This is a genomic window from Cellvibrio sp. KY-YJ-3, assembly GCF_008806955.1.
GTDB lineage: Bacteria > Pseudomonadota > Gammaproteobacteria > Pseudomonadales > Cellvibrionaceae > Cellvibrio.
Genome location: NZ_CP031727.1, coordinates 2134679 through 2156249 on the forward strand (window position 1 = coordinate 2134679; position 21571 = coordinate 2156249).

Here is a 21571-nt window from a genome sequence, read left to right on the forward strand (position 1 = left end):
TGTAAGTGCGACACCTGTGGGTCGTTAGCTCAGTCGGTAGAGCAGTTGGCTTTTAACCAATTGGTCGCTGGTTCGAATCCAGCACGACCCACCACATTAAATGCTGCAGTTAATTCGTGTGGCAGAGTCAAAAAAGGGCGCTTACAGGCGCCCTTTTTTTATTAGATCGAAAACATGTCTGGCGCTGTTTATTCTCCCGTCAACGATTCGGCTCTGTGATAAAATTTCGCGCAAATTTGCTCTTCGCCATCGCGAGTGAGCGTCCAGTGAGGCGATTTTATGTCTGAACTTCTTAATGTGGCCAAGCGCGATGCCAATGCGCAAGATGTTGTAAAACAGCATCTCGCCCGCGCTTGGAGCGCTCCGCAATATACCCCCGAACAAGAGGCTGGCTACAAGGCGCGCATCAAGGCGTTGTTGAAGCAGCATAATGCGGTATTGGTTGCGCACTATTACACCGATCCATTGATTCAGGCGCTTGCCGAAGAAACCGGTGGTTGTGTATCGGATTCGCTGGAAATGGCGCGTTTCGGTAAAAATCATCCGGCAGATACCTTGATTGTTGCCGGTGTGAAATTCATGGGCGAGACCGCCAAAATCCTCACTCCTGAAAAGCGTGTTTTGATGCCGACGTTGGAGGCTACCTGTTCGCTCGATCTCGGTTGTCCTATCGATGAATTTTCTGCGTTTTGCGACCAGCACCCGGATCGCACAGTGGTGGTTTATGCCAATACCTCCGCTGCGGTAAAAGCCCGTGCTGATTGGGTAGTGACCTCCAGTATTGCGCTGGATGTCGTTGATTATCTCGATCGTCAGGGTAAAAAAATCCTCTGGGCGCCGGATAAACATCTGGGCGCTTACGTACAGCAAAAAACCGGTGCCGATGTATTGCTCTGGGACGGCGCTTGTATCGTGCACGAAGAATTTAAAGCCAAGGGCATTGAAGATCTAAAGTTGCTTTACCCTGATGCGGCTGTATTGGTGCACCCTGAATCGCCCAAAGCGGTAGTTGATTTGGCCGATGTGGCGGGTTCCACCTCGCAGTTAATTAAGGCGGCGCAAACGCTGCCTAATCGCGAATTTATTGTGGCGACAGATCAAGGCATTTTTTACAAAATGCAGCAGCTTAATCCGGATAAAATTTTCCATATCGCTCCCACCGCAGGTAGTGGCGCGACCTGTCGTTCTTGCGCAAATTGCCCTTGGATGGCGATGAATGTGTTGGACAATCTGGCCAATGTGTTTGAGCAGGGTGATAACGAGATTCATGTTGATCCCGAGTTGGGTCGCCAGGCTATGATTCCGTTGCAGCGTATGCTCGATTTTAAAAAATAACTCTTTCGCGGCGATTCCGCTGCTCTTGATGGTGTTTTGCTTGTTTCGTCAGGCCCCACTCAGTACCATGGCGCCTTTCGTTTGTTGACCTGTTGTTTCCACCTTTATATCGCTACTTTTTTCGCTAGCTAACGGAGCTCTCGATGATTCAAGGCAGTATGGTTGCCCTGGTAACCCCAATGAATGCAGATAATTCCCTCGATTGGGCGAGTTTGCATAAATTGGTGGACTGGCATCTGGAGCAGGGTACTCACGCCATTGTTGCGGTGGGTACCACTGGCGAATCAGCCACTTTGACGGTTGATGAACATTTGGCGGTTATTAAGAAAGTGGTCGATCAGGTCAATGGTCGCATACCGGTGATTGCGGGCACGGGTGCCAACTCTACCTCGGAAGCGGTCGAACTCACCCAAGCGGCGAAAGATGCCGGCGCTGACGCCTGTCTGCTGGTCACACCTTATTACAACAAACCTACCCAAGAAGGTTTGTTTTTACATCATGCGCATATCGCTAATGCTGTTGCTATTCCGCAAATTCTTTACAACGTGCCAGGTCGTACCGGCGTTGATATGAAATCAGAAACAGCACTACGTCTGGCAAAAGTGCCAAATATCATCGGCATCAAAGAAGCTACAGGCGATTTGGCTCGGGCTAAAATCCTTATCGATCAAGCACCTGAGAGCTTTAGTATCATCTCTGGCGACGATGCCACTGCAGTCGATTTAATTCTTTTAGGGGGTAAAGGGGATATTTCTGTCACCGCGAATGTCGTACCTGCTGCCATTGCACGTATGTGTGAGTTGGCCTTGGCGGGTAATGACGAAGAAGCGCGTGCCATTAATGAACGTTTGCTGCCTTTGCATACTGCTATGTTTGTTGAATCCAACCCCATTCCGGTCAAGTGGGCTGTGGAGCAATTGGGTTTGATTCAATCAGGTATTCGCCTGCCACTGACACGTTTGTCAGAGCAGTATCACCAACAGCTTAAAACAGCCATGCAGGCAGCGGGTCTTTAATTCCCGCCACTTGTCTTGTTGTTGTCGATGAGATGATTCATGAGTTTACGTAACGCAATGACGATAAAAATATTTGGTACACGCTTCACCCCTCCGCTCAACATGTTGTTGTTGGCGAGTGTGGGGTTTTCCCTGTCTGGCTGCGGCATGTTTTTTGGTGATGAGGGCGTTTTTCGTAATCGCGAAAGCGATTATCTGAAAGCAGATAATATTCCTCCCTTGGTTCTGCCAGCCGGCAAGCACTCCGAAGCCATGGGTGAGTTGTATCCCATTCCCCCAATTACCGCGACAGACTTTGGTTACGACCCAAATTCGGTTGATAACGAAATTCCCCGCCCTATGCCTTTGTCTGCCAACCTTGAGCAGGAAAACGTAAAAATCCAACGTGTGGGTGGCGAGAGCTGGATTTTGCTTAACGCTGCTCCCGGAGAGGTCTGGCCACGCATTCGTAACTTCCTCAACGTAAACAATTTGGCGGTTAGTCGTGCGGATATTAGTCGCGGCATTATTGAAACCAGCTGGTTGCAATTCAAAACTGATCTTTCGACCTATGATCGTTATCGCCTGCAGATTGATCAGGGGGTACAACCGGAAACGACGGAAGTGCATATCACGCACATGAGTGTACCTAAAGCGGAAAAACCCGCTGCCGATTTGGGATGGCCGCGTAAATCGGTTAATCCTGAGCGTGAAAAATGGTTGTTGGATGAGCTGGCTGCAACACTTGCAAGTGAAACAGCCGAAGGCGGCACTTCACTCTTGGCCCAGTCTATTGGCGGTTCAGTAAAAGCCAGTTTGACCATGTTGCGCGGTGAGCCGGCAATGCTGATCAAGTTGGACCGCACTCGCGCCTTTGCCACTTTGGCTTATGCAGCTAAACAAGATGGTTTTACTACCTTTGAAGCTGATGCCGATGCGGCCATCTACTATGTTCATTATTTGGATCCAGAAGAGGCCAAGCCAGGCTTTTTCAAGCGTCTTTTTAGAATTGGTTTGAAACCCAAAGCGCCAACCACCCCCTACAGCTTGGCGCAAATTAAAACAAACATGTTGACGGGTAGTGAGTTTGAAGCAGCTCCACGCTCGGAGCGTAAAAAGGAAAAAATACTACCCAAAGCACCTGGTTATCTCATAGTAATCACGGGTGAAAACAACGATTATGTTGTGAGGGTACGCGACCCTTATGGCAAGCGCTTGACTACCAGCGAAGCACGCCATTTAGTCACTTTATTACGTAAAAACCTGATTTAAGTGACAGCTCCCCTGCGTTTTGCATCGCTTGGTAGCGGCAGTCGCGGCAATTCTACGTTGGTGGAGTGGGGGGCAGGCACTTTGCTCATTGATTGCGGGTTTAGCGTCAAACAAGCAAATGAGCGCCTGCAGCGGTTGGGCAAACGTCCGGAAGAGCTGACCGCTATACTGGTCACACACGAGCACACAGATCACATCAAGGGCGTTGCCGCTATGGCGCGACGCTATGATTTACCGGTGTATATGACACCCGGTACTTATCACAGTCGCAATTTGGGTGATTTACCGGATTTACGTTTGATTGAAGCGTACCAGCCGTTTGAGATCAATCAGCTGCTGGTGACGCCAGTGGCGGTGCCACATGATGCGCGCGAACCCTCACAATTTGTATTTGAGTATGCCGGGTTGCGCCTTGGTGTGTTGACGGATTTGGGCAGTATTACCGCTCACGTTGAAGCACATTATCAGGATCTGGATGCGATGGTATTGGAAGCAAATCATGATCCCGTGATGCTCGCGTCGGGTGATTACCCGCCATCGCTCAAGCAGCGTGTAGGTGGTTTGTGGGGGCATTTGAGTAATCAGCAGGCCGCTGGGTTTTTGCAGCGTTTGGATTGTGCCCGCTTGCAGCATTTGGTGATTGCTCATATAAGCCAACAAAATAATTCGCTGGAGCTGGCGCAAGCCACTCTGGCACCCGTCACAGCAGAGGTCAAACAAGTGACTTTTGCGTGTCAAAACCAGGGGTTTGACTGGTTATCCGTTTCTTAAATTCAGTTTCTTACATTTTTACTTTTGAATAGCAGGCCTATCAATGGAAAAGCGCGAACAACTCTATGCTGGCAAAGCCAAATCCATCTATAAAACTGATGATCCGGATCACGTAATCATGTTGTTCCGCAACGATACCTCCGCTTTTGATGGCAAGCGTATCGAGCAGTTGGATCGCAAAGGCATGGTGAACAACAAGTTCAACGCGTTCATTATGGGCAAGCTGCAAGCTGCCGGCATTCCTACCCATTTTGTAAAACTCCTGTCAGATACCGAAGTGCTGGTGAAAACTATGCAAATGATTCCGGTCGAGTGTGTGATACGCAACTTGGCAGCCGGTTCTTTGGTGCGTCGTCTGGGGGTGCAGGAAGGCATGGAGTTAACTCCACCTACATTCGAATTGTTCCTCAAAAATGATGCTTTGGGTGACCCTATGGTCAACGAATCCCACGTTCAATCCTTCGGTTGGGCGACGCCCGAGCAATTGGCGCGGATGAAGGAGTTAACCTTTAAGATCAATGACATACTTAAAGCCTTGTTTGCTGAAGGCAATATGTTGTTGGTTGATTTCAAAGTGGAGTTTGGTCTGCATAAGGGAGAGGTTATCCTCGGTGATGAGTTCTCTCCAGACGGTTGCCGTCTGTGGGACAAAGACACTCGCGAGAAGTTGGATAAAGATCGTTTCCGCCAGAATCTCGGTAATGTGGTGGAATCCTATGAAATGGTGGGCCAGCGCTTAGGGCTGACTTTCTAGTTGTGTTCTTCGATCGCCAAAAAGGGGCTTTCGGCCCCTTTTTTATTGCCGTGTGTTCTGGGAATTAGTATCTATACTCAAACGGTAAAAAGTAATTTGATCGGTTATTGCGCACTAATGGAGAACAAAATGGAGATTGAACAGTGAACGAACGTCGCGTTTTTGAGCGCACCTCAACCTCAGTCAGGGTCGAGATGTCCAACCCCAGTTTTGGCATGATCGTGGGTTTTGCAAAAGACATTTCAGATGGCGGCGCACAAGTGCAAATTGAAAATCAGGTTTGCCCGCCGGTTGGAACTGAAGTGATGGTGAAATTCAAAAAGGCTGTGGGTGCAATTAATGCGGAGCCAGTCCGCATGCGCGTAGTGCATCAGCTGCGCAATACCATTGGTTTAATGTTTGTGCGCAGCAGTAGTTGACGGGGTTCTGGGTTGGAGAGTTTGCGCGTACCTTCACTGCGCGCAATTATTGTGCGCAGTGAATATTCTTTTATTATTTAATACATTGTGTAGGTAATAAAAACTCAGTAGTGGTTTTGTTGTAATTGGCGATAAGTTGTGGCAAATCTTTGCAGTCCAGCGCGCTATTGTTGCGTATATCCAATGTTTTTAAGTGCAGTAGGTGCAACAGCGGTGCGGTATTTTTAATATTATTGCCACTTAGCTTTACTATTTCCAAGCGCCCCAAACTCCCCAAAGTGGTAATGTCTGTAAGTTGATTATCCGCTAAATTTAATTCCTTCAGCGCAAAAAACTTTTCCAGTCCTTGTAGTGATTTAATGCCTGCATTGCTGCAATTTAGCGTGCTTAGATCTTCTGCGCGCGTGATGTGTGCGTCGTAAATAGTTTGTTGTACGCAATCGAATAATTGTTGGTCCGCTATTTTAAAATCTTTAAAAATAGAGGGTGGTACATACACCATGTTGTCGTTGACGCTCACAGAATAATTTTTACAGCCACTCATTAACAGACTGATGAGTAGAGCACAAAATATCCATAGCGATTTAATTTGAATAAGTGGAAGCTTGCTTTGCATATCAACTTTACCTAGATTGCGATGCTGGTGGATTTGGCGCTGAGTAAATAAGTGTTACTAGCCACTTTAATCAGATACACCGGTGACAGCAATGGTAGAATCGCGAATTCAGTATTGGTTCAGTTCCTGTTGTTAAAAATCAATACTCGATCAACCATGAGCATGGATTGAACCTTGGCACCTGCTTGGGCGATATCGATTTTTATTCACCCGCAGCATCTATTCGTTACTTTTGTTTTATTGGAGACTCATCATGAAATACCTAATTGCGCTTTTGTTATCTGTTGGCTTGATCGGTTGTACAACTACTGATCCTTACACTGGCGAACAAAAAACCAGTAAAACTGTAAAAGGTGCCGGTATTGGTGCCGTAGCGGGTGCGGTATTGGGCGCAGCTACTGGCGATAATGCCAAGGATCGCCGTGAGCGTGCGCTTAAAGGTGCTGCCCTGGGCGGTGTAGTGGGTGGTGGTGTAGGTAACTACATGGATCGCCAGGAAGCCAAACTGCGTGCCGAATTACAGGGCACCGGTGTGCAAGTAAGACGAGAAGGTAATAACCTGTTTTTGGTTATGCCGGGCAACATTACCTTTGCAACCAACAGTGCTGACATTCGCTCAGACTTCTTTTCTGTACTCAATTCTGTAGCCAAAGTATTGGCCGAGTTCAATCAAACCTCTATTCGCGTAACTGGCCATACCGATTCTACTGGTAGCGATAGCATCAACCAGCCGCTGAGCCAGCGTCGTGCCGACAGTGTGGCCATGTACTTGCGCAGCCAAAAAGTGGCGAGTGCGCGTATCCAGTCTTATGGTTACGGCTCGCGCTACCCGGTTGCTAGCAACGACAACGCTATGGGTCGCGAACAGAACCGTCGTGTAGAACTGGAACTGGTACCTAACGAACAATAACTTCGACTGCTCGTCCAAAAGCCGCTCGGGTAACCGCAGCGGCTTTTTTATTGCCCATATTTTGTATGGGCAACGATTATTTTTAACGGGTGCTGCTTTTTTAGCATCTTTTACTTGACCGGTGAGTTAAAGGTGCTAATTTAATAGCATGGTGCTAAAAAAATAGCACTTTCAGGTAACTCAGCAAATAGAGTGCGAGTAGAGATATGACTTCAGATGATATAGAAAAAGCAGCTGCCTCACAGCTCAGTCGGCGCGAGCGGCAAATTATGGATGCCTTATTTGAGGCGGGCGAGTTGTCTGCCCAGGATGTTCGTGAGGCCATTCCCGATGCGCCAAGTTATTCGGCTGTCAGGGCATTGTTGGCCAAGTTGGTGGAAAAGCAAATCGTGGATTTTCGTGAAGAGGGGCCTCGCTACATTTATTTTCCGCGAATCGCCCAGGAAGAGGCGCGTACGTCCGCATTGCAAAAACTGCTGAAAACTTTTTTTGGGGGGTCTACTGCGGCGGCAGTCAATGCGTTATTAGGGATGAATAAGGACAAACTCAGCGCCGATGAAATTGTCCAGCTGCAGCAAGCAATCGATGAAGCCGCTAATGTGGAAGTAAATTCATCCGCTGTGCATTCAACCGTAAAAGAGCCATCGTCACCGAAAAAAAGCCAATAATAATCGCACACAAACATTATTTTTGCGTGTAAGTGCCCATTAATACGAGGCAGAGTTATGGATACCGCAACAACCATAGATGTTCTGGTGACCGGCTTGATTAAGCCTGCATTGTTATTATTGATAATTATGATGTTGTGGCTATTGGTGCGTAATAAATCGGCTGCCTTGCAGCATTTTGTGCTGAGTCTTGGTTTCCTTTGGATGCTCTTATTGCCGCTGCTCGCAAATATTGCACCGGTTATCCCGCTGAGCTTTGAATCAACACCGCTGATTACCCAATGGATATCACATGAATACTTTGTATCAGTGGGTTCGTTGTTGGAGCAAGGGTTGACACAGGTGCAATGGTTAATTCTTCTCTCGCTGTATTTATTTCCCGCCAGCAGTTTATTGTTCTATTTATTGCTGGGAGTAATTGGTCTTTGGCAGCAACAAAAATCGGCACAAAAAATTATCGATCCCGAATTACTCGCACAAGCTGCCGTGTTGTGCGAATTAGTGGATGTGCAGCGCCCGGTTCAATTATTGACGTCGCCCGATGTGAAATCACCGTACACTTGGGGGCTTTTTCGCCCGGTTATTGTATTGCCGCGCGCGGTGTTGTTGTGGGATGAAGACAAACGCGTGAGCGTGTTGATGCATGAGTTGGGGCATATCGCGCGTTGGGATTGGCTAATTAGTTTGTTGGTAAAAATTACCTGCGCTTTTTTTTGGTTTTTGTTGCCAATCTGGTGGGTGGCCCATCAACTATTCTTACAAGCTGAAATCGCGTGTGATGATTACATCTATAAGTTGCGCGACAAGCATCTTAGCTATGCTAAAAATTTATTGGCGTTTGCGACATTAGAGGGAAATCATCCGGTCGATGATAGCGCAATGTATATGCGTGGCCATTCAGATATTCATCAGCGTATTTTGGCTGTGTTGGATAAGCAGCGGCCACATCATTCCATCGCTACTGAATCAGCGCAGTACTGGGTGCTTATTGGTGCATTGTTGCTAAGCATTTTTGCGAGTGTGCAGTGGATTCCCTTGCGCGCGCAAATGAATGCCTCAGTGGATGATGTATTGAAAATCCAGTGGGAAGATAATCAAGATGCATTGCTCCATAACACAGAAGTGCGCAGCGAAATATTCAGCTGGGCGTTAGTGCAATCATTAAAACCTGTATTGTCTGATGCCCCATCGCCTCTGGAAATAATAGAACAGGTACATGTTGAGGCGGTTAAACCAGATAAAACCGAACTGACCCAACTCTCCGGTATTGAACTTGGTTCCCCTTCAGCCTTGCCCATCCCTCGCATTCAAGTCGAAGGTTTTTTGCCGGTAACGTTGGTTACACCCGTGTATCCCGCGCGCGCGCTGAGTAAGGGTATCGAGGGCTGGGTGGAGGTTGAATTTACGATTGATACCACCGGCCATATTATCAATCCGCGTATTATTAACCGTTCGCCCTCGCGTGTGTTTGACCGCAGTGTTTTAACTGCATTAAAAAAATCCCACTACCGTCCGCAAGTAATTGATGGGCAACCTATTGTTGTGCAAGGTGTAACAGAATTGTTCCGCTTTACGCTCTTGCATGATGATTCAGCTACGGGTGCAAGGCCCGCTGATGTCGCCACACGACGACGATAAGTTTTAACTTCCCCTCCATCCACACAGATCGTTAATCATTTTTTGTATGCCATAACCGGGCAGGGATTTTCTTTGCCCAAAAACCGAGGAAATTATTATGAACGCTATACCTATCCCCGTTTTAGTTGATGGTCATCTATTTACCCATTCCCTAATAGCTCGTCTGTTGAGTATTTTTCCCGCCGCATTGTTGATGACTTTGTGCCTGCTATTTGCGATGTATTCGCTGGTGCATAACGATTACCCATTGCAGCCTGCAAAACCAACACCGCCTATACCGACAGTTACCATGGAAGTTCCTGAAACCATTGAGACGATAAAACAAGAGCCGCCTGTGCGCCCGGTTGAGCAATTGCCACCGCCAGTCATTAATACGCAGGAGACCATCGAGGTTAAAGTAGACCCCGGTATGAATTTCGGCGAGCCACCGCTTGCAGCGAAACCACCCATTGATGGTGTGTTTGGTTTTGCTGGGCAAATGGTACCCATTATCCGCATTGCGCCCCAGTATCCGCAGGCGGCAGTTGCGCGAGGCGTCGAAGGTTATGTGGATATTATGTTTGATGTGACTGCATTGGGGACTACCGAAAATATTCGAATTATCGCCGCCGTACCCTCCAGTGTGTTTAACCGCAGTGTGATCAAAGCGGTGAAAGGCTGGAAGTACAAACCTAATGTGGTGGATGGTGTTGCGGTAAAAACGCCAGATGTGAGAGATAGGGTTCGTTTCAACATGGAAAAATAACGCGACCGAACAAATGATTGCGGCGGTTTCGCTGTGAGTCGATAATGCCGCATCTTTTTCACGTTGTTTTTGCTGCTATGTCCAATCCTATTGCCCTGTTGTGTAATCACCCGGAATCCATGCTGCACGCTGAAACCCTGGCCATGCAGTGGTCTTTGCCTTTATTGCGTGAGCTTGAGGTGGAAACAATTAGCGATATTGATTTTGTATTGGTGGTCGCGCCTCACGCCATTGAGTTGCAGCAAACCGGGCGTAAAGCACCGGGCCCGATTCGTGCGGAATTTACGGAAGGGGCAGTGGATCATCGGCGTAAATTTGGTGGCGGCAAGGGGCAGATGATAGCCAAAGCGGTCGGCATTAAAGCCGGTGTTTACCCATGGGTGTTGGATGCAACGGCGGGTTTGGGCAAAGACAGCTTTGTATTGGCAACACTGGGTAGCACAGTGACTATGATTGAGCGTTCGCCCATAGTGCACTGTTTGTTAAACGACGGTTTGCAGCGTGCACGCGATTATGCGCTGCAAGATCCGGAATTGTTTGCGGTGTTACAACGGATGCACTTGGTGCAGCAAGATAGCCGCGATTATTTGCAATCGCTAACCGCAGGCAATTTTCCGGATGTAATTTATTTGGACCCTATGTTTCCCGAACGCCACAAGACGGCCGATGTTAAAAAAGACATGGCCGCGTTTCATTTGCTGGTGGGTAAAGATGAAGACGCCGATGCACTGTTGCCACTGGCGCTGGCACACGCCAATTATCGCGTGGTGGTGAAGCGGCCGCGCAAGGCGCCCTTATTAAATAATCAAGCGCCGTCTTATCAGCTGGAAGGAAAATCGAGTCGCTACGATATTTATACGTTAAAAAAATTACCGGAGCGACTCAATAATACGGGTGATATTTAGTGGCCGCCGTACTGGCTAATTTCCAATTGTGATAAATGTTTTTCCGCAGGGTTTTTGATCCAGTTGTAAATCATGGCAATACATAATAAACCCGCAAAACCGGTTGCCAAATAAAAGCCGTATTTCACGTGGCCAAATAAATCCCCCACGGCACCCATTAATAGTGGGCCAAGTGCAGCGGCCACGGCGGTGAAAAATAAAATAACACCGGCGACTGTGCCGTGTTCACTTTTATTGAAACAGCTGATGCCTTTTGAATTAAGTGTTGGGTAAATCATCGACATAAATAAACCCGAAAGCGGCAATAGAAAAACCGCATAGTTCACACCGCCCAACATGCTGCCTAGAAAGCATAAAAAAATGCAGCTGCTAAACAGTGCCATTACCGATGTCCAGTTGAATTTAGTCAGAATCCAGGCGCCCAGAAAGCGTCCGCCCGCGCGCAGCACAAAAAATATTGTCAGCGCATAGGTAGCAAACCACAGGGCGTTGCCGGAATAGTCTTTGAGGAAAGTTGGCATCCACACATAAATTGCAACTTCGGTGGCAACATACAGGGCAATTGCTCCCGAAAAGCCGGCGGCATAGGGGTTGCCAATCATTTTTATCGTGCGTTTAACATCAATTTTATCCTGTGCACTGGCGGGTTTATGCTTGGGATAATTTACCCGTGATGCGATGACAATCAGCAGCAAGCACACAAATCCGGCAAAAATATATAAATAAATCCACGAGACTTTTGCTGCTAGTAAATAGGCGACAATCGCTGGACCGATAATGGCACCGACACCAAAAAAGCCTTCCACCGTATTCATGGTGCGTGTGTGTTCGCGGCTGGAAGTAGAAATGTCGCCAATCAGTGCGAGTGCACCGGTTTTAAAAATGCCAATCGCACAGCCGGAGATTAATAGCAGCCCGACAAAAAACTCAAAGTAACTGCCGAGCGCAAATAAAAAACAGGAAATGGCAAACAGCGCCAAGCCGATCAAAATCGTGTACTTGCGCCCGATGCGATCCGCTAAAAACCCAAAGGCGATACCGCTAAAGGCGATGGCAATCATCGGTGCGTAGTGAAACGCACTGGCCTGGGTGAGGTTGAGGTTAAATTCCTTGATGATTTCGGGAATGATCACACCCACCGCATCGGTGGTCATGGCAAACATGGTGAACATTAAAAACGTGAGCCAGCGGATAAGAACCAGATTGTGTTCTTGGTGTGCAGATGTCATGGGGCAGCCCTGTGCAAAATAGATAATTTATTGTGAATTATTAGGCTCTGGTTGCGAGCAAATCAGGTATGTCTTGATTCCGGTCTGATTGATCCCTGTGTATCAATTCCAGTTGCATTTATCCCGTTTTATTAATCTCGGTTTATTAATGCTAGTACAGCATTTGAGTCTGGCACCCAAAAGCGTATGATTGGAAAAGTAGTTGACTTATTTATTCACAGTGGTTTAATTAAGTCAACTCGATTACATGATAAAAAATAGTTTTTATATTCTCTAAAGGTAATAGGGGTCGCTATGAGTAAGGGTAGTAATTCGAGTGGTTTGCGCCGTTATAACGAACGGGTGTTGATCAGTTCATTGCGTAGCCTGGGCATGGCTTCCAAGTTTGAACTGGCGCGGCTCTCCAACCTTACCCCACAAGCGGTCACACGTATTATCGACGACCTGGAAGCGGCGGGGCTGGTGGCACAACGGGGCAAGTTACAGCGCGGTCTCGGCCAACCTTCCACCATGTACAGTATTGATCCCAAGGGGGCTTTTTCCATTGGGGTGAATGTGGGTCGCAATGACATCCAAATATTGTTGATGGATTTTGGCGGCAATGTGATAAATAAAGTCGCACATGAATTTAGCCTGCCTAACCCAGACTTTCTGCTGGAAAAAGTAGAGCTGGCGATAACGCATTTACAGGGCTTGTTAGACCCCAGCGAACGCCCGCGTTTGGTGGGGGTTGGCTTGGCCATGCCCTGGTTTATGGGTGGTTGGCAGCAGGAATTAAATATGAGCGATGAACTGGCCGCGCGCTGGAATTCACTCAAGTTTGATCAGGAGCTGGCCAAGCGTATCAGCCTGCCGATTTTTATCGAAAACGATTGCTCCGCCGCCGCCATCGCCGAGTTGCAATTTGGTTTGGGCAATCAGGTTAAAAACTTTTTGTACATTTTTATCGGCACCTTTGTTGGTGGCGGGGTGGTATTGCAAGGCAATTTGGAAAGTGGTGTGCATGGCAACTCCGGGGCTTTGGCCTCTATGCCGGTGTCGCCCTCCACTCTGGATTCCTGCCCGCCGGTGAAAGGGCCGTTTGAAGTGTTGGCTAATCGCGCCTCTATTTATGTATTGCGCCGTCATCTCAAAGCACGCGGTTTTGCGATCAACAATATTTCGGAATTACCGCGCATATTGCCGCAGGCGCAAGTGGCGGTTGACGAGTGGATAGAAGATTGCGCCCAGGCACTGACCTTTGCGATTTTTTCTGCAACGGGGGTGCTGGATTTTGAAGCCATAGTGCTGGATGGCAATTTGCCCCGCGTGATTGTGTTGCAATTGGTGGAGCGTTTGCGCACCACCCTGGCTGAACTCACGCCACCCGGTGTGTTTTTGCCGGATATTTTCTGCGGCATTATCGGTGTTGATGCGCGCGCGATTGGCGGTGCGATATTGCCGTTTTATGCCAATTTTTCACCGGATACTACGGTGATGCTGACCAATCAGGGCAGTAACGATCAGCGCTGATATTTAGCCCTGTTCAGTAGTGCAACCTGATTTTTTTCAAGTTTGTTTGAGGGTTATATTCGTGTTGCAGCTGACTGATAAATGGGTATGGGATTTCTGGTTCGCCGTGGATGGCGAGGATTACCACATGTTTTATTTGCAGGCCGATAAGGCGCTGCAAAATCCGGATTTGCGCCACTGGAATGTGTCGGTCGGCCATGCGGTTTCTAAAAATTTGCGCGACTGGACACTGCTGCCAGATGCCATCGCACCCACCCAAGGCGATGATAATGCGCCCGATTCTTTTACCACCTGGACTGGCTGCGTTATTAACGTCGGCGCTGAGTGGTACATGTATTACACCGGCACCAAGCGCGCAGAAAAAGGGTTGGTGCAGCGCGTATGTTTGGCTAAATCCCCCGATTTAATTCATTGGACCAAACACAATAGCAATCCGGTGGTGGAGCTGGATGAGCGTTGGTACGACGGTTTGAATTTGGATTATTGGCACGATGCGTCCTGGCGCGACCCCTGGGTGATGAAAGATCCACAAACGGATTTGTACCATATGCTGGTTACTTGCCGTGTTAATCGCGGTGAGCCGGATGGTCGCGGTGCGATTGGCTATGCTTCTTCCACCAACTTGCTCGACTGGGCAGTGGGCGATGCCTTTCTGGCACCGGGTTGGTTTGGTGAAATGGAAGTGCCGCAGATCGAAAAAATTGGCGACCGCTATTATTTATTCTGTTCGGTATCCACACGTTTCCACTCCGCAAAACACAAAGCCGAACCTGGTTGTGAACCGCAAACTGGCGTGAAATATTTTGTCGCCGACTCCATGATGGGGCCTTACGAATGCATGGGTAATGGCTTTTTGACCGGCCCCAAACAAGACGGCCTCTACTCTGGTCGTTTGATTAAAGGCCCGGATCAAGCCTGGTATTTGCTGGCCTTTATGGGCAACGATGCGCAGGGGCAATTTACGGGCAATATTATCGACCCTATCAAAGTTGTCGTTGCAGATGATGGTAGTTTGTCGCTGCTGGATTAATGCCCGCTTCATTCCTCGTTTAAATTTCTGTCCAATTAAATGCCCAGTCGCCGAATCCACATCGGCGGCTGGGCGTTTGTATTTGATGGGGTAGATGCCCGTTTAATTCTGGTTACTCAAAAAAATAAACGCTGCACCTCTTGCCAATACTAAATCACAGTGATTTAATTAATCGCATTGGTAGCCCTTAGTGGTATTCAACAATAAAGCAAGTGGCACTAGCCGTTTAAGAGATATGTATGCAGCTTGAGTCTCCCCAAATCGATAAGCGTTTACTGGGTGCCATTGAAGCGGGTGGCACCAAATTTAATTGTGCCGTGGCGGATATGCAGGGCAAGGTGCTGGCGCAAGCGGCATTTCCCACGACAACCCCGGCAGAAACACTGGCTCTAGCGCGCAATTTTTTCAGTGGTGCTTTGCGTGAGCACGATAGCTCACTGGCAGCGATGGGCATTGCCAGTTTTGGCCCGGTGGAATTGGATCGCGGTGCGCCTAATTATGGTTTTATCACCAAAACGCCCAAAGCCGGTTGGTCAAATACCGATATTTGCGGTTATTTCCGCACAGCCTTTAATGTGCCCGTTGCTTTTGAAACCGATGTTAATGGTGCGGCTTGGGGTGAGTTGGTCGCTGGTGCTGCACGTGATTGCAGCCATTTTATTTATGTCACTGTTGGTACCGGTATAGGTGCCGGCATAGTAGTGAATGGCAAATTGTTGCAGGGCGTCACCCATCCGGAAGTCGGGCACATGCTGATGCCGCGCGCTTCGCTGCAGGACGACTACCAGGGTTGCTGCCCGTTTCACAAAGGCTGTTTGGAAGGTTTGGCATCTGGCACCGCCATCAATAAACGCTGGGGTATTAACGGCAAAGACCTACCCGACGACCACGCTGCCTGGGACTATGAAGCCCATTATTTGGCGACTATGTGCGTGAATTTAACCCAGTGTTTTGCACCGCAAAAAATTATTTTAGGCGGTGGGGTGATGGATAAAAAATTACTCTTTCCGCTGGTGCGTAGTAAGTTTCTGGAATTAATTAATGGCTACGCGCCGGAATCGATTTTAACGCGGGTGGATCAATACATAGTGCCTACTGGCCTTGATGGTAAAGCGGGAATTGTGGGGGCGATTGATTTGGCGTTAATGGAGTTAGGCACTGCACAAGTGCCGCACTCGTTTTAGTTTTTTAGTTCTTGTTTGTTTTTTTGCTCGTCTAGCTTGTCGTGGCAGATTCGTCTGCCTTTTGTGCCCGATGCGGTAATCGCATCGGGCTTTTTTATTTTGGCTAGAGAGATATTTCTAAATAATTTTAGAATAGCGAATCTGTGCTGAATCCTGTTTGGCTTTTTGCAGATATTCATCAAACACCATACACACCCGACGAATTAATAAACGTCCTTTATTGTGTACGCTAATGCCTTTCGCATCGATATTGAGCAACCCATCTTCTTGCATAGGTTTTAATTGCGCGAGCTCATTTGCAAAATAATGGGCAGCTTCTATATCAAACACCTCCTGTAATTCGGCGAAGTCCAATTTGCAGTGACAAATGAGGCGATTAATCACAAAGCGGCGCAGCAGGTCTTCATCGTTCAGGGTAAAACCTTTATTGATGGGCAATAAACCCATGTCCATTTTTTGCTGATAAGCATTTAATTCCTTGGCGTTTTGCACGTATACATTGTCGATCATGCTGATGGAGGAAACACCCACGGCCAATAAATCGCAATCACCGTGGGTGGAGTAGCCCTGGAAATTGCGTTGCAGTTTTCCAGCGTCTTGCGCGCGCGCCAATTCGTCATCGGGTTTCGCGAAATGATCCATACCTATGTAGCGATAGCCTGCTGCTTCCAACGTTTGAATCGCGAACTGCAGCATTTCCAGTTTGGCGCTGGCGGAGGGTAAATCCTGCTCGTTAATTAATTGCTGGCTTTTAAACAGATGCGGCATGTGCGCGTAGTTAAATAGCGATAAGCGGTCCGGATTCAGGTCGATCACCTTATTTAAGGTATCGCGCAAACTGTTAATGGTTTGTAGCGGCAAACCGTAAATTAAATCCATGCTGATGGATTTATATTGCTGTGCGCGCAATGCCTGGGTGAGTTCACTCACTTGTCCCACGGTGTTGTAGCGATTAACGGCATTTTGTACGCGCTCATCAAAATCCTGCACGCCCATACTGACACGATTGAAACCCAGCTCACGCAAATGCCCCATGGTTTTTGTGCTCACCCGACCAGGGTGAATTTCCACCGAAAATTCTCCGCTATCGTCATCGGCCAAAGTAAATAACCGGCGTGTAGCGTGCATCAATAGCGACATTTCATCATCGCTAATAAAGGTTGGCGTGCCGCCGCCCCAATGCAATTGTTTAACGGTTTTATCCGTGTCAAATAAATCCGCATAGAGCGCCAACTCTTGAATCATGCGCTGTAAATAGGGCAGGGCGCGGCTTTTATTGTTAGTCACAATTTTGTTGCAGCCGCAGTAGTAACAGAGGCTATCGCAGAAGGGGATGTGAAAATACAGCGAGAGCGGGCGGCCAGCTTTATTGCTACGGCCGATGGCATTGCGCAGCGACGTTTCGCTGAAGGCTTCTTGGAATTGCGGTGCAGTAGGGTAGGAGGTGTAACGCGGCCCGGCCAGATCGTAACGCTGCAGCAGTTGTTTATCCCAATCCAGCGGTTGAACAAAGAGTGACATTGGCAATTTTCCCGATGAGTTTTGCCCATGGTAAAAACTTGTGCTGTGCAGTGACTTGATATGGATCAAGCCTATAATGCGGGCTATCTGAATAATTGCGCCGATTTTTACTGGCGTGCGCGCCATTTCTTTTTATTGACGATTTACCCATGACCAATTCTCTCGATACTGTTTACGCTACCGACCTCGATTTGCTCTACGACGAGATCGCCGATGCCTTGGCCGGGTCGGGTTATATAGTGTTGCAAAACCCGCTGCCGGACGATTTATGTAATGGCTTATTGCTGAATTTGCAGCAGCAAGACACGGCGTTAAACCCCGCCGGTGTAGGGCGGCAGGGTGATTACCAGCGCAATAACACCATTCGTGGCGACGCAATCCAATGGTTGGAGCCAGGTGTTCCCGCTGTCACTGAATTTTTATGCTGGATGGATAAACTGCGTGAAGCCATGAACCAGCGTTTGTTTCTCGGTTTGTTTGATTACGAAAGCCACTATGCGGTTTATGAGCCGGGTGCGTTTTACCAAAAGCACCGCGATGCATTTCGCGGTAAACCCGGACGCAAGTTGTCCAGCGTGCTGTATTTGAATCCTGAGTGGGATAAAACCCAGGGCGGTGAATTGGTGCTCTATGATGAGGCGGGTGAGAATGAATTGCTGCGCCTTGCACCAGAATATGGCAGGCTGGTGTTGTTCTTGAGTGAAGATTTTCCGCATGAAGTGCTGCCGGCCACCGCCCGGCGCCAGAGTATTGCGGGTTGGTTTCGGATTAAACCCCTGTGATGCCCGCTTGACCCAAATTGCGTATGCGTTGGCAGCTTTATTGCAACGGTTGGATGTAGCCTGCTGAAATTCTCCGGGGACGGGAGAAACGGACATCAGGGAGGAGACTTCGGCGGGCGCTATAACAATGCTAAAAGCGCATACTCTAGAGAGCGAGGCCGCGATGTTAAAGGAAGTCACTATGAGTGAAATGAAAATAGATTGGCAGAATTATCACTCTGGCCATTTCTATGATGAACTGATTCGCGCGCCCGGCCAAGCCCGTCCGGAAACCCGTCACCTCGCCCAGTATCTCGCCTCGCTCAGTGGTGCAGAATTACAAGAGCGAAAGTTGTCGGCCGAACTCGCTATTAAAACCATGGGCATTTCATTTACCGTTTACAGCGATGCTGGCAACATCGACCGCGAATGGCCCTTTGATATTATTCCGCGCATTATTCCGCAACGTGAATGGCAAAAAACCGAACGCGGATTAATCCAGCGTTTAACCGCGTTAAATTTATTTATTAATGACATCTACAACGATCAAAAAATTATTAAAGATCGTGTTGTGCCCGCTTACCTCTTTGAAGATTCGGTCAATTTCCGCAAAGAATGTATCGGCATGAAACCCGCCTATGGCGTGTGGTCGCATATTTGCGGCAGCGATTTAATTCGCGACGACAAAGGTGAATTTTTTGTGCTGGAAGATAACTTGCGTGTCCCTTCCGGCGTGTCCTACATGCTGGAAAACCGCAAGGTGACCAAACGAGTATTTCCGGAGCTGTTTGAAAATCACAATATTGTGCCGGTTACCGAATATCCCAATCAATTATTTGACACACTTGCATCGCTTTCACCGCGTCAATCCGAGCGCCCGGAAATTGTGGTGCTTACGCCCGGTATTTATAACTCCGCTTATTTTGAACATTCTTATCTCGCCCAACAAATGGGTGTGGAATTGGTGGAAGGCAGTGATTTAGTGGTAGATAGCGATGACTGCGTTTATATGCGCAGCATCGATGGTTTAAAACGCGTGGATGTCATTTACCGCCGTATCGACGATTTATTTTTGGACCCGGACATGTTCAACCCGGATTCAGTACTCGGTGTGCGCGGTTTAATGCGCGCTTGGTTAAAAGGTAATGTTGCACTTGCCAATGCACCCGGCGCCGGTGTGGCAGATGACAAAGTCATCTACACCTTTGTACCGGACATGATCAAATATTATTTAGGCGAGGAGCCCATTCTGCCGAACGTGCCCAGCTATTTGTGTGTGGATAAAAAGCAGTGCGATTATGTGCTCACTAACCTCGATAAATTAGTCGTGAAACCCGCGAACGAATCGGGCGGCTACGGCATGATTATCGGCCCGCAAGCGAGCAAAAAAGAACTCGCTGAATTTGCTGAACGTATTAAAGCCAATCCGCGCAACTACATGGCGCAGCCCTTAATTTCATTATCAACTGCACCGATTCTTACCAATGGCAATGCCGAGGCGCGCCATATTGATTTGCGCCCCTTTGTCTTGCAGGGGCGCGAGCATCATGTAACGCCGGGCGGTTTAACCCGAGTGGCGATGCGCAAAGGTTCCTATGTGGTGAATTCATCGCAAGGTGGCGGTAGTAAAGATACCTGGATTGTGGTGGAGGACTAAACCATGTTGTCTCGTGTTGCGGAACGTATTTATTGGTTGGGTCGTTACATGGAGCGCAGTGAAAATATTGCGCGGCTGGTCAATGTTAACTCGAATTTATTATTGGATTTACCCTCTGGTGTGCGCGTGGGCTGGGGGTCATTAATTGATATCAGCGGTACTGGCAGTTATTTTGAACGCGGCGATACCCAGCTTGCGGATGAAAAAACGGTGGTGAATTTTATTTTGGCGGACAAAAAAAATCCCGCCTCATTAATTAATTCCCTCAGCTTTGCCCGCGAGAATGCACGTATCACGCGCGAAACAATGCCCATGGAAGCCTGGGAGTTAATCAATGATTTGTATCACTACATTCGCGAGCGTGCTGACAAAGTCACTTCGCGTCGTGATCGCAGCACAATTCTGCTGCATGTAATCAGCAGTGTGCAGCAATTTACGGGTTTGCTCTCTGGCTGCATGAGTCACAACAACGCCTACGATTTAATTCGCATTGGCCGCAACCTTGAGCGCGCCGATATGACCACGCGCATTGTGGATGCCGGCTTGGTGAATTTATTGCCGCACTTATCCATTGGCGGCACCGAAGTCCTGGAGCCTTACGACAATATTTTATGGATGAGTGTATTGCGTTCACTCAGCGCTTATCAAATGTATCGCCAGCAAGTGCGCGACCGGGTGAACGCCAACGCAGTGGTTAAATTTTTATTGCAAAACGAGGATTTCCCCCGCGCCGTCGCTCACTGCCTAAAACAATTGGAACAGTGTTTGTGGGCGCTGCCCAACAGTGAAAAAGTGTTGGCCTCTATTGTGAGTATTCAACACAAATTGGATGAAGCTGATTTGGACGAGCTACTGCAATCCGGCTTGCACGAATACATCGACGAGCTGCAATTAGCCATTGGCAATTTGCATTTCAGTATCGCCGAAACCTGGTTCTTGCCGGTAGTAGTTGCGCAGTCGCAATCACAAGAGCAAAAATCCGCGTGATGGAATTTTAATGGCGGGAGTTATCCAGTATTTGTGTTGGTTTTTAAGTATTGCGTATAGTCCGACTAGGACAAGACCCCGCGGGGTCTTTTTTTTGACAGATGTTGACAACGTTGTCCATGAGGCGTAAGTTAAACGCTACCGGCATCCCGTTCGGGTGTTGTTCTGTAGTTGGTTGTCTAGGTTTGTTGGAAAAAGTTATTGCACCTGTTGGGCAATAACAACGGAATAATAAAAATCTGACGAATTACGGGTTAATCGCTGAATAGTCTGCGAATGAATTGTGAATTTGAGTTGCTCAACTCGAAGGGGTTTTTTTGCCTGAAATAACCAGTTCATTACGCCCGCTGCAGTATTTGTTGTAGCCCCCTTTCTGTTATGCAGGGCCTGTTTTTTTGAATTGGTGTCACTGCGGTTCGTGTGTGTGTCTTTTGCGTTTGTGTGTTTGTTTAAAAATCTCCTGCACAGGAGCGGGCACCCTTTTGCCTGAAAAAAATCATCAACCATCGAGGGGAAAATAATGAAGACAAAATCAATGCTGATGCTCTTGTCATCGGCGGGCTTATGGGTGGGGGCCAATGCCCATGCCTATAATTGCGCGCCCTTGCCTCAGTATGCACCAGGCACTTATAGCGCGGGTGCGCTGGTTAAAAATATCAATA

Annotated in this window: 21 protein-coding genes and 1 tRNA gene; 18 read left to right on the top strand and 4 right to left on the bottom strand. The window is 48.1% G+C overall.

Annotated features, from left to right (window positions below):
• The first annotated feature begins 18 nt into the window (after positions 1–18).
• From D0B88_RS09040 to D0B88_RS09070, 7 genes are all read left to right on the top strand, one after another.
• A tRNA-Lys gene (locus D0B88_RS09040) sits at positions 19–94 on the top strand.
• Between the two features lie 185 nt (positions 95–279).
• A complete protein-coding gene (gene nadA / locus D0B88_RS09045) occupies positions 280–1335 on the top strand; it encodes a quinolinate synthase NadA (RefSeq protein WP_040392820.1) in 1056 nt (351 codons plus the stop codon).
• Positions 1336–1478: 143 nt separating this feature from the next.
• Positions 1479–2351 carry a 4-hydroxy-tetrahydrodipicolinate synthase gene (dapA, locus tag D0B88_RS09050; protein ID WP_151056654.1) on the top strand — a complete coding sequence of 291 codons (873 nt, stop codon included), beginning with the start codon at positions 1479–1481 and terminating at the stop codon, positions 2349–2351.
• A gap of 39 nt (positions 2352–2390) precedes the next feature.
• Entirely contained in the window at positions 2391–3602 is a 1212-nt protein-coding gene (gene bamC / locus D0B88_RS09055) for an outer membrane protein assembly factor BamC (protein ID WP_225318616.1), read from the top strand.
• Positions 3603–4373, top strand: coding sequence for an MBL fold metallo-hydrolase (locus D0B88_RS09060; protein WP_151056656.1), 771 nt, complete (start codon positions 3603–3605; stop codon positions 4371–4373).
• A 43-nt stretch (positions 4374–4416) separates the two neighbouring features.
• Positions 4417–5127, top strand: coding sequence for a phosphoribosylaminoimidazolesuccinocarboxamide synthase (gene purC, locus D0B88_RS09065; protein WP_007644214.1), 711 nt, complete (start codon positions 4417–4419; stop codon positions 5125–5127).
• Between the two features lie 143 nt (positions 5128–5270).
• Positions 5271–5546 (top strand): PilZ domain-containing protein, encoded by a 276-nt coding sequence (locus D0B88_RS09070; protein WP_040392816.1) that lies wholly within the window; start codon positions 5271–5273, stop codon positions 5544–5546.
• A 73-nt stretch (positions 5547–5619) separates the two neighbouring features.
• Here D0B88_RS09070 and D0B88_RS09075 read toward each other — a convergent pair whose 3' ends face one another.
• The gene (locus tag D0B88_RS09075) at positions 5620–6162 is read right to left on the bottom strand and encodes a leucine-rich repeat domain-containing protein (RefSeq protein ID WP_151056658.1); all 543 of its coding nucleotides are present in this window, start codon (positions 6160–6162) and stop codon (positions 5620–5622) included.
• A gap of 253 nt (positions 6163–6415) precedes the next feature.
• Here D0B88_RS09075 and D0B88_RS09080 point away from each other — a divergent pair, with 253 nt between their 5' ends.
• The 5 genes from D0B88_RS09080 (at position 6416) to D0B88_RS09100 (ending at position 11028) form a co-directional block, all read left to right on the top strand.
• Positions 6416–7072 (top strand): OmpA family protein, encoded by a 657-nt coding sequence (locus D0B88_RS09080; protein WP_007644208.1) that lies wholly within the window; start codon positions 6416–6418, stop codon positions 7070–7072.
• Between the two features lie 206 nt (positions 7073–7278).
• Positions 7279–7740: a BlaI/MecI/CopY family transcriptional regulator gene (locus D0B88_RS09085; RefSeq protein WP_007644206.1), complete on the top strand. Its 462-nt coding sequence runs from the start codon at positions 7279–7281 to the stop codon at positions 7738–7740.
• 57 nt (positions 7741–7797) lie between these two features.
• Positions 7798–9378, top strand: coding sequence for a M56 family metallopeptidase (locus D0B88_RS09090; RefSeq protein WP_151056660.1), 1581 nt, complete (start codon positions 7798–7800; stop codon positions 9376–9378).
• A gap of 97 nt (positions 9379–9475) precedes the next feature.
• Positions 9476–10123: an energy transducer TonB gene (locus D0B88_RS09095; RefSeq protein ID WP_151056662.1), complete on the top strand. Its 648-nt coding sequence runs from the start codon at positions 9476–9478 to the stop codon at positions 10121–10123.
• A gap of 77 nt (positions 10124–10200) precedes the next feature.
• Positions 10201–11028 (top strand): class I SAM-dependent methyltransferase, encoded by an 828-nt coding sequence (locus D0B88_RS09100; protein ID WP_225318617.1) that lies wholly within the window; start codon positions 10201–10203, stop codon positions 11026–11028.
• Here D0B88_RS09100 and D0B88_RS09105 read toward each other — a convergent pair.
• On the bottom strand, positions 11025–12257 hold the full coding sequence (locus D0B88_RS09105; RefSeq protein ID WP_151056666.1) for a sugar MFS transporter: 1233 nt from the start codon (positions 12255–12257) through the stop codon (positions 11025–11027). The genes D0B88_RS09100 and D0B88_RS09105 overlap by 4 nt on opposite strands.
• Before the next feature lie 294 nt (positions 12258–12551).
• On the opposite strand from D0B88_RS09105, the gene D0B88_RS09110 reads away from it, so the two are divergent.
• From D0B88_RS09110 to D0B88_RS09120, 3 genes are all read left to right on the top strand, one after another.
• On the top strand, positions 12552–13769 hold the full coding sequence (locus D0B88_RS09110) for an ROK family transcriptional regulator (RefSeq protein WP_007644194.1): 1218 nt from the start codon (positions 12552–12554) through the stop codon (positions 13767–13769).
• A gap of 61 nt (positions 13770–13830) precedes the next feature.
• Positions 13831–14799, top strand: a complete 969-nt coding sequence (locus tag D0B88_RS09115; protein WP_151056668.1) for a family 43 glycosylhydrolase — start codon at positions 13831–13833, stop codon at positions 14797–14799.
• 239 nt (positions 14800–15038) lie between these two features.
• Positions 15039–15983: an ROK family protein gene (locus tag D0B88_RS09120; protein ID WP_151056670.1), complete on the top strand. Its 945-nt coding sequence runs from the start codon at positions 15039–15041 to the stop codon at positions 15981–15983.
• Positions 15984–16100: 117 nt separating this feature from the next.
• Here the strand turns inward: D0B88_RS09120 and hemN are convergent, their stop codons facing one another.
• Entirely contained in the window at positions 16101–17504 is a 1404-nt protein-coding gene (gene hemN, locus D0B88_RS09125; protein WP_151056672.1) for an oxygen-independent coproporphyrinogen III oxidase, read from the bottom strand.
• 149 nt (positions 17505–17653) lie between these two features.
• Between hemN and D0B88_RS09130 the strand changes: the two genes are divergently transcribed.
• From D0B88_RS09130 to D0B88_RS09140, 3 genes are all read left to right on the top strand, one after another.
• Complete coding sequence (locus tag D0B88_RS09130; protein WP_151056674.1) at positions 17654–18286, top strand: 2OG-Fe(II) oxygenase; 633 nt, start codon at positions 17654–17656, stop codon at positions 18284–18286.
• A gap of 190 nt (positions 18287–18476) precedes the next feature.
• Complete coding sequence (locus tag D0B88_RS09135) at positions 18477–19922, top strand: circularly permuted type 2 ATP-grasp protein (RefSeq protein WP_151059381.1); 1446 nt, start codon at positions 18477–18479, stop codon at positions 19920–19922.
• Between the two features lie 3 nt (positions 19923–19925).
• Positions 19926–20909, top strand: coding sequence for an alpha-E domain-containing protein (locus tag D0B88_RS09140; protein ID WP_007644182.1), 984 nt, complete (start codon positions 19926–19928; stop codon positions 20907–20909).
• 198 nt (positions 20910–21107) lie between these two features.
• Here D0B88_RS09140 and D0B88_RS19260 read toward each other — a convergent pair whose 3' ends face one another.
• Complete coding sequence (locus D0B88_RS19260; RefSeq protein ID WP_225318618.1) at positions 21108–21488, bottom strand: hypothetical protein; 381 nt, start codon at positions 21486–21488, stop codon at positions 21108–21110.
• Between the last annotated feature and the right edge of the window lie 83 nt (positions 21489–21571).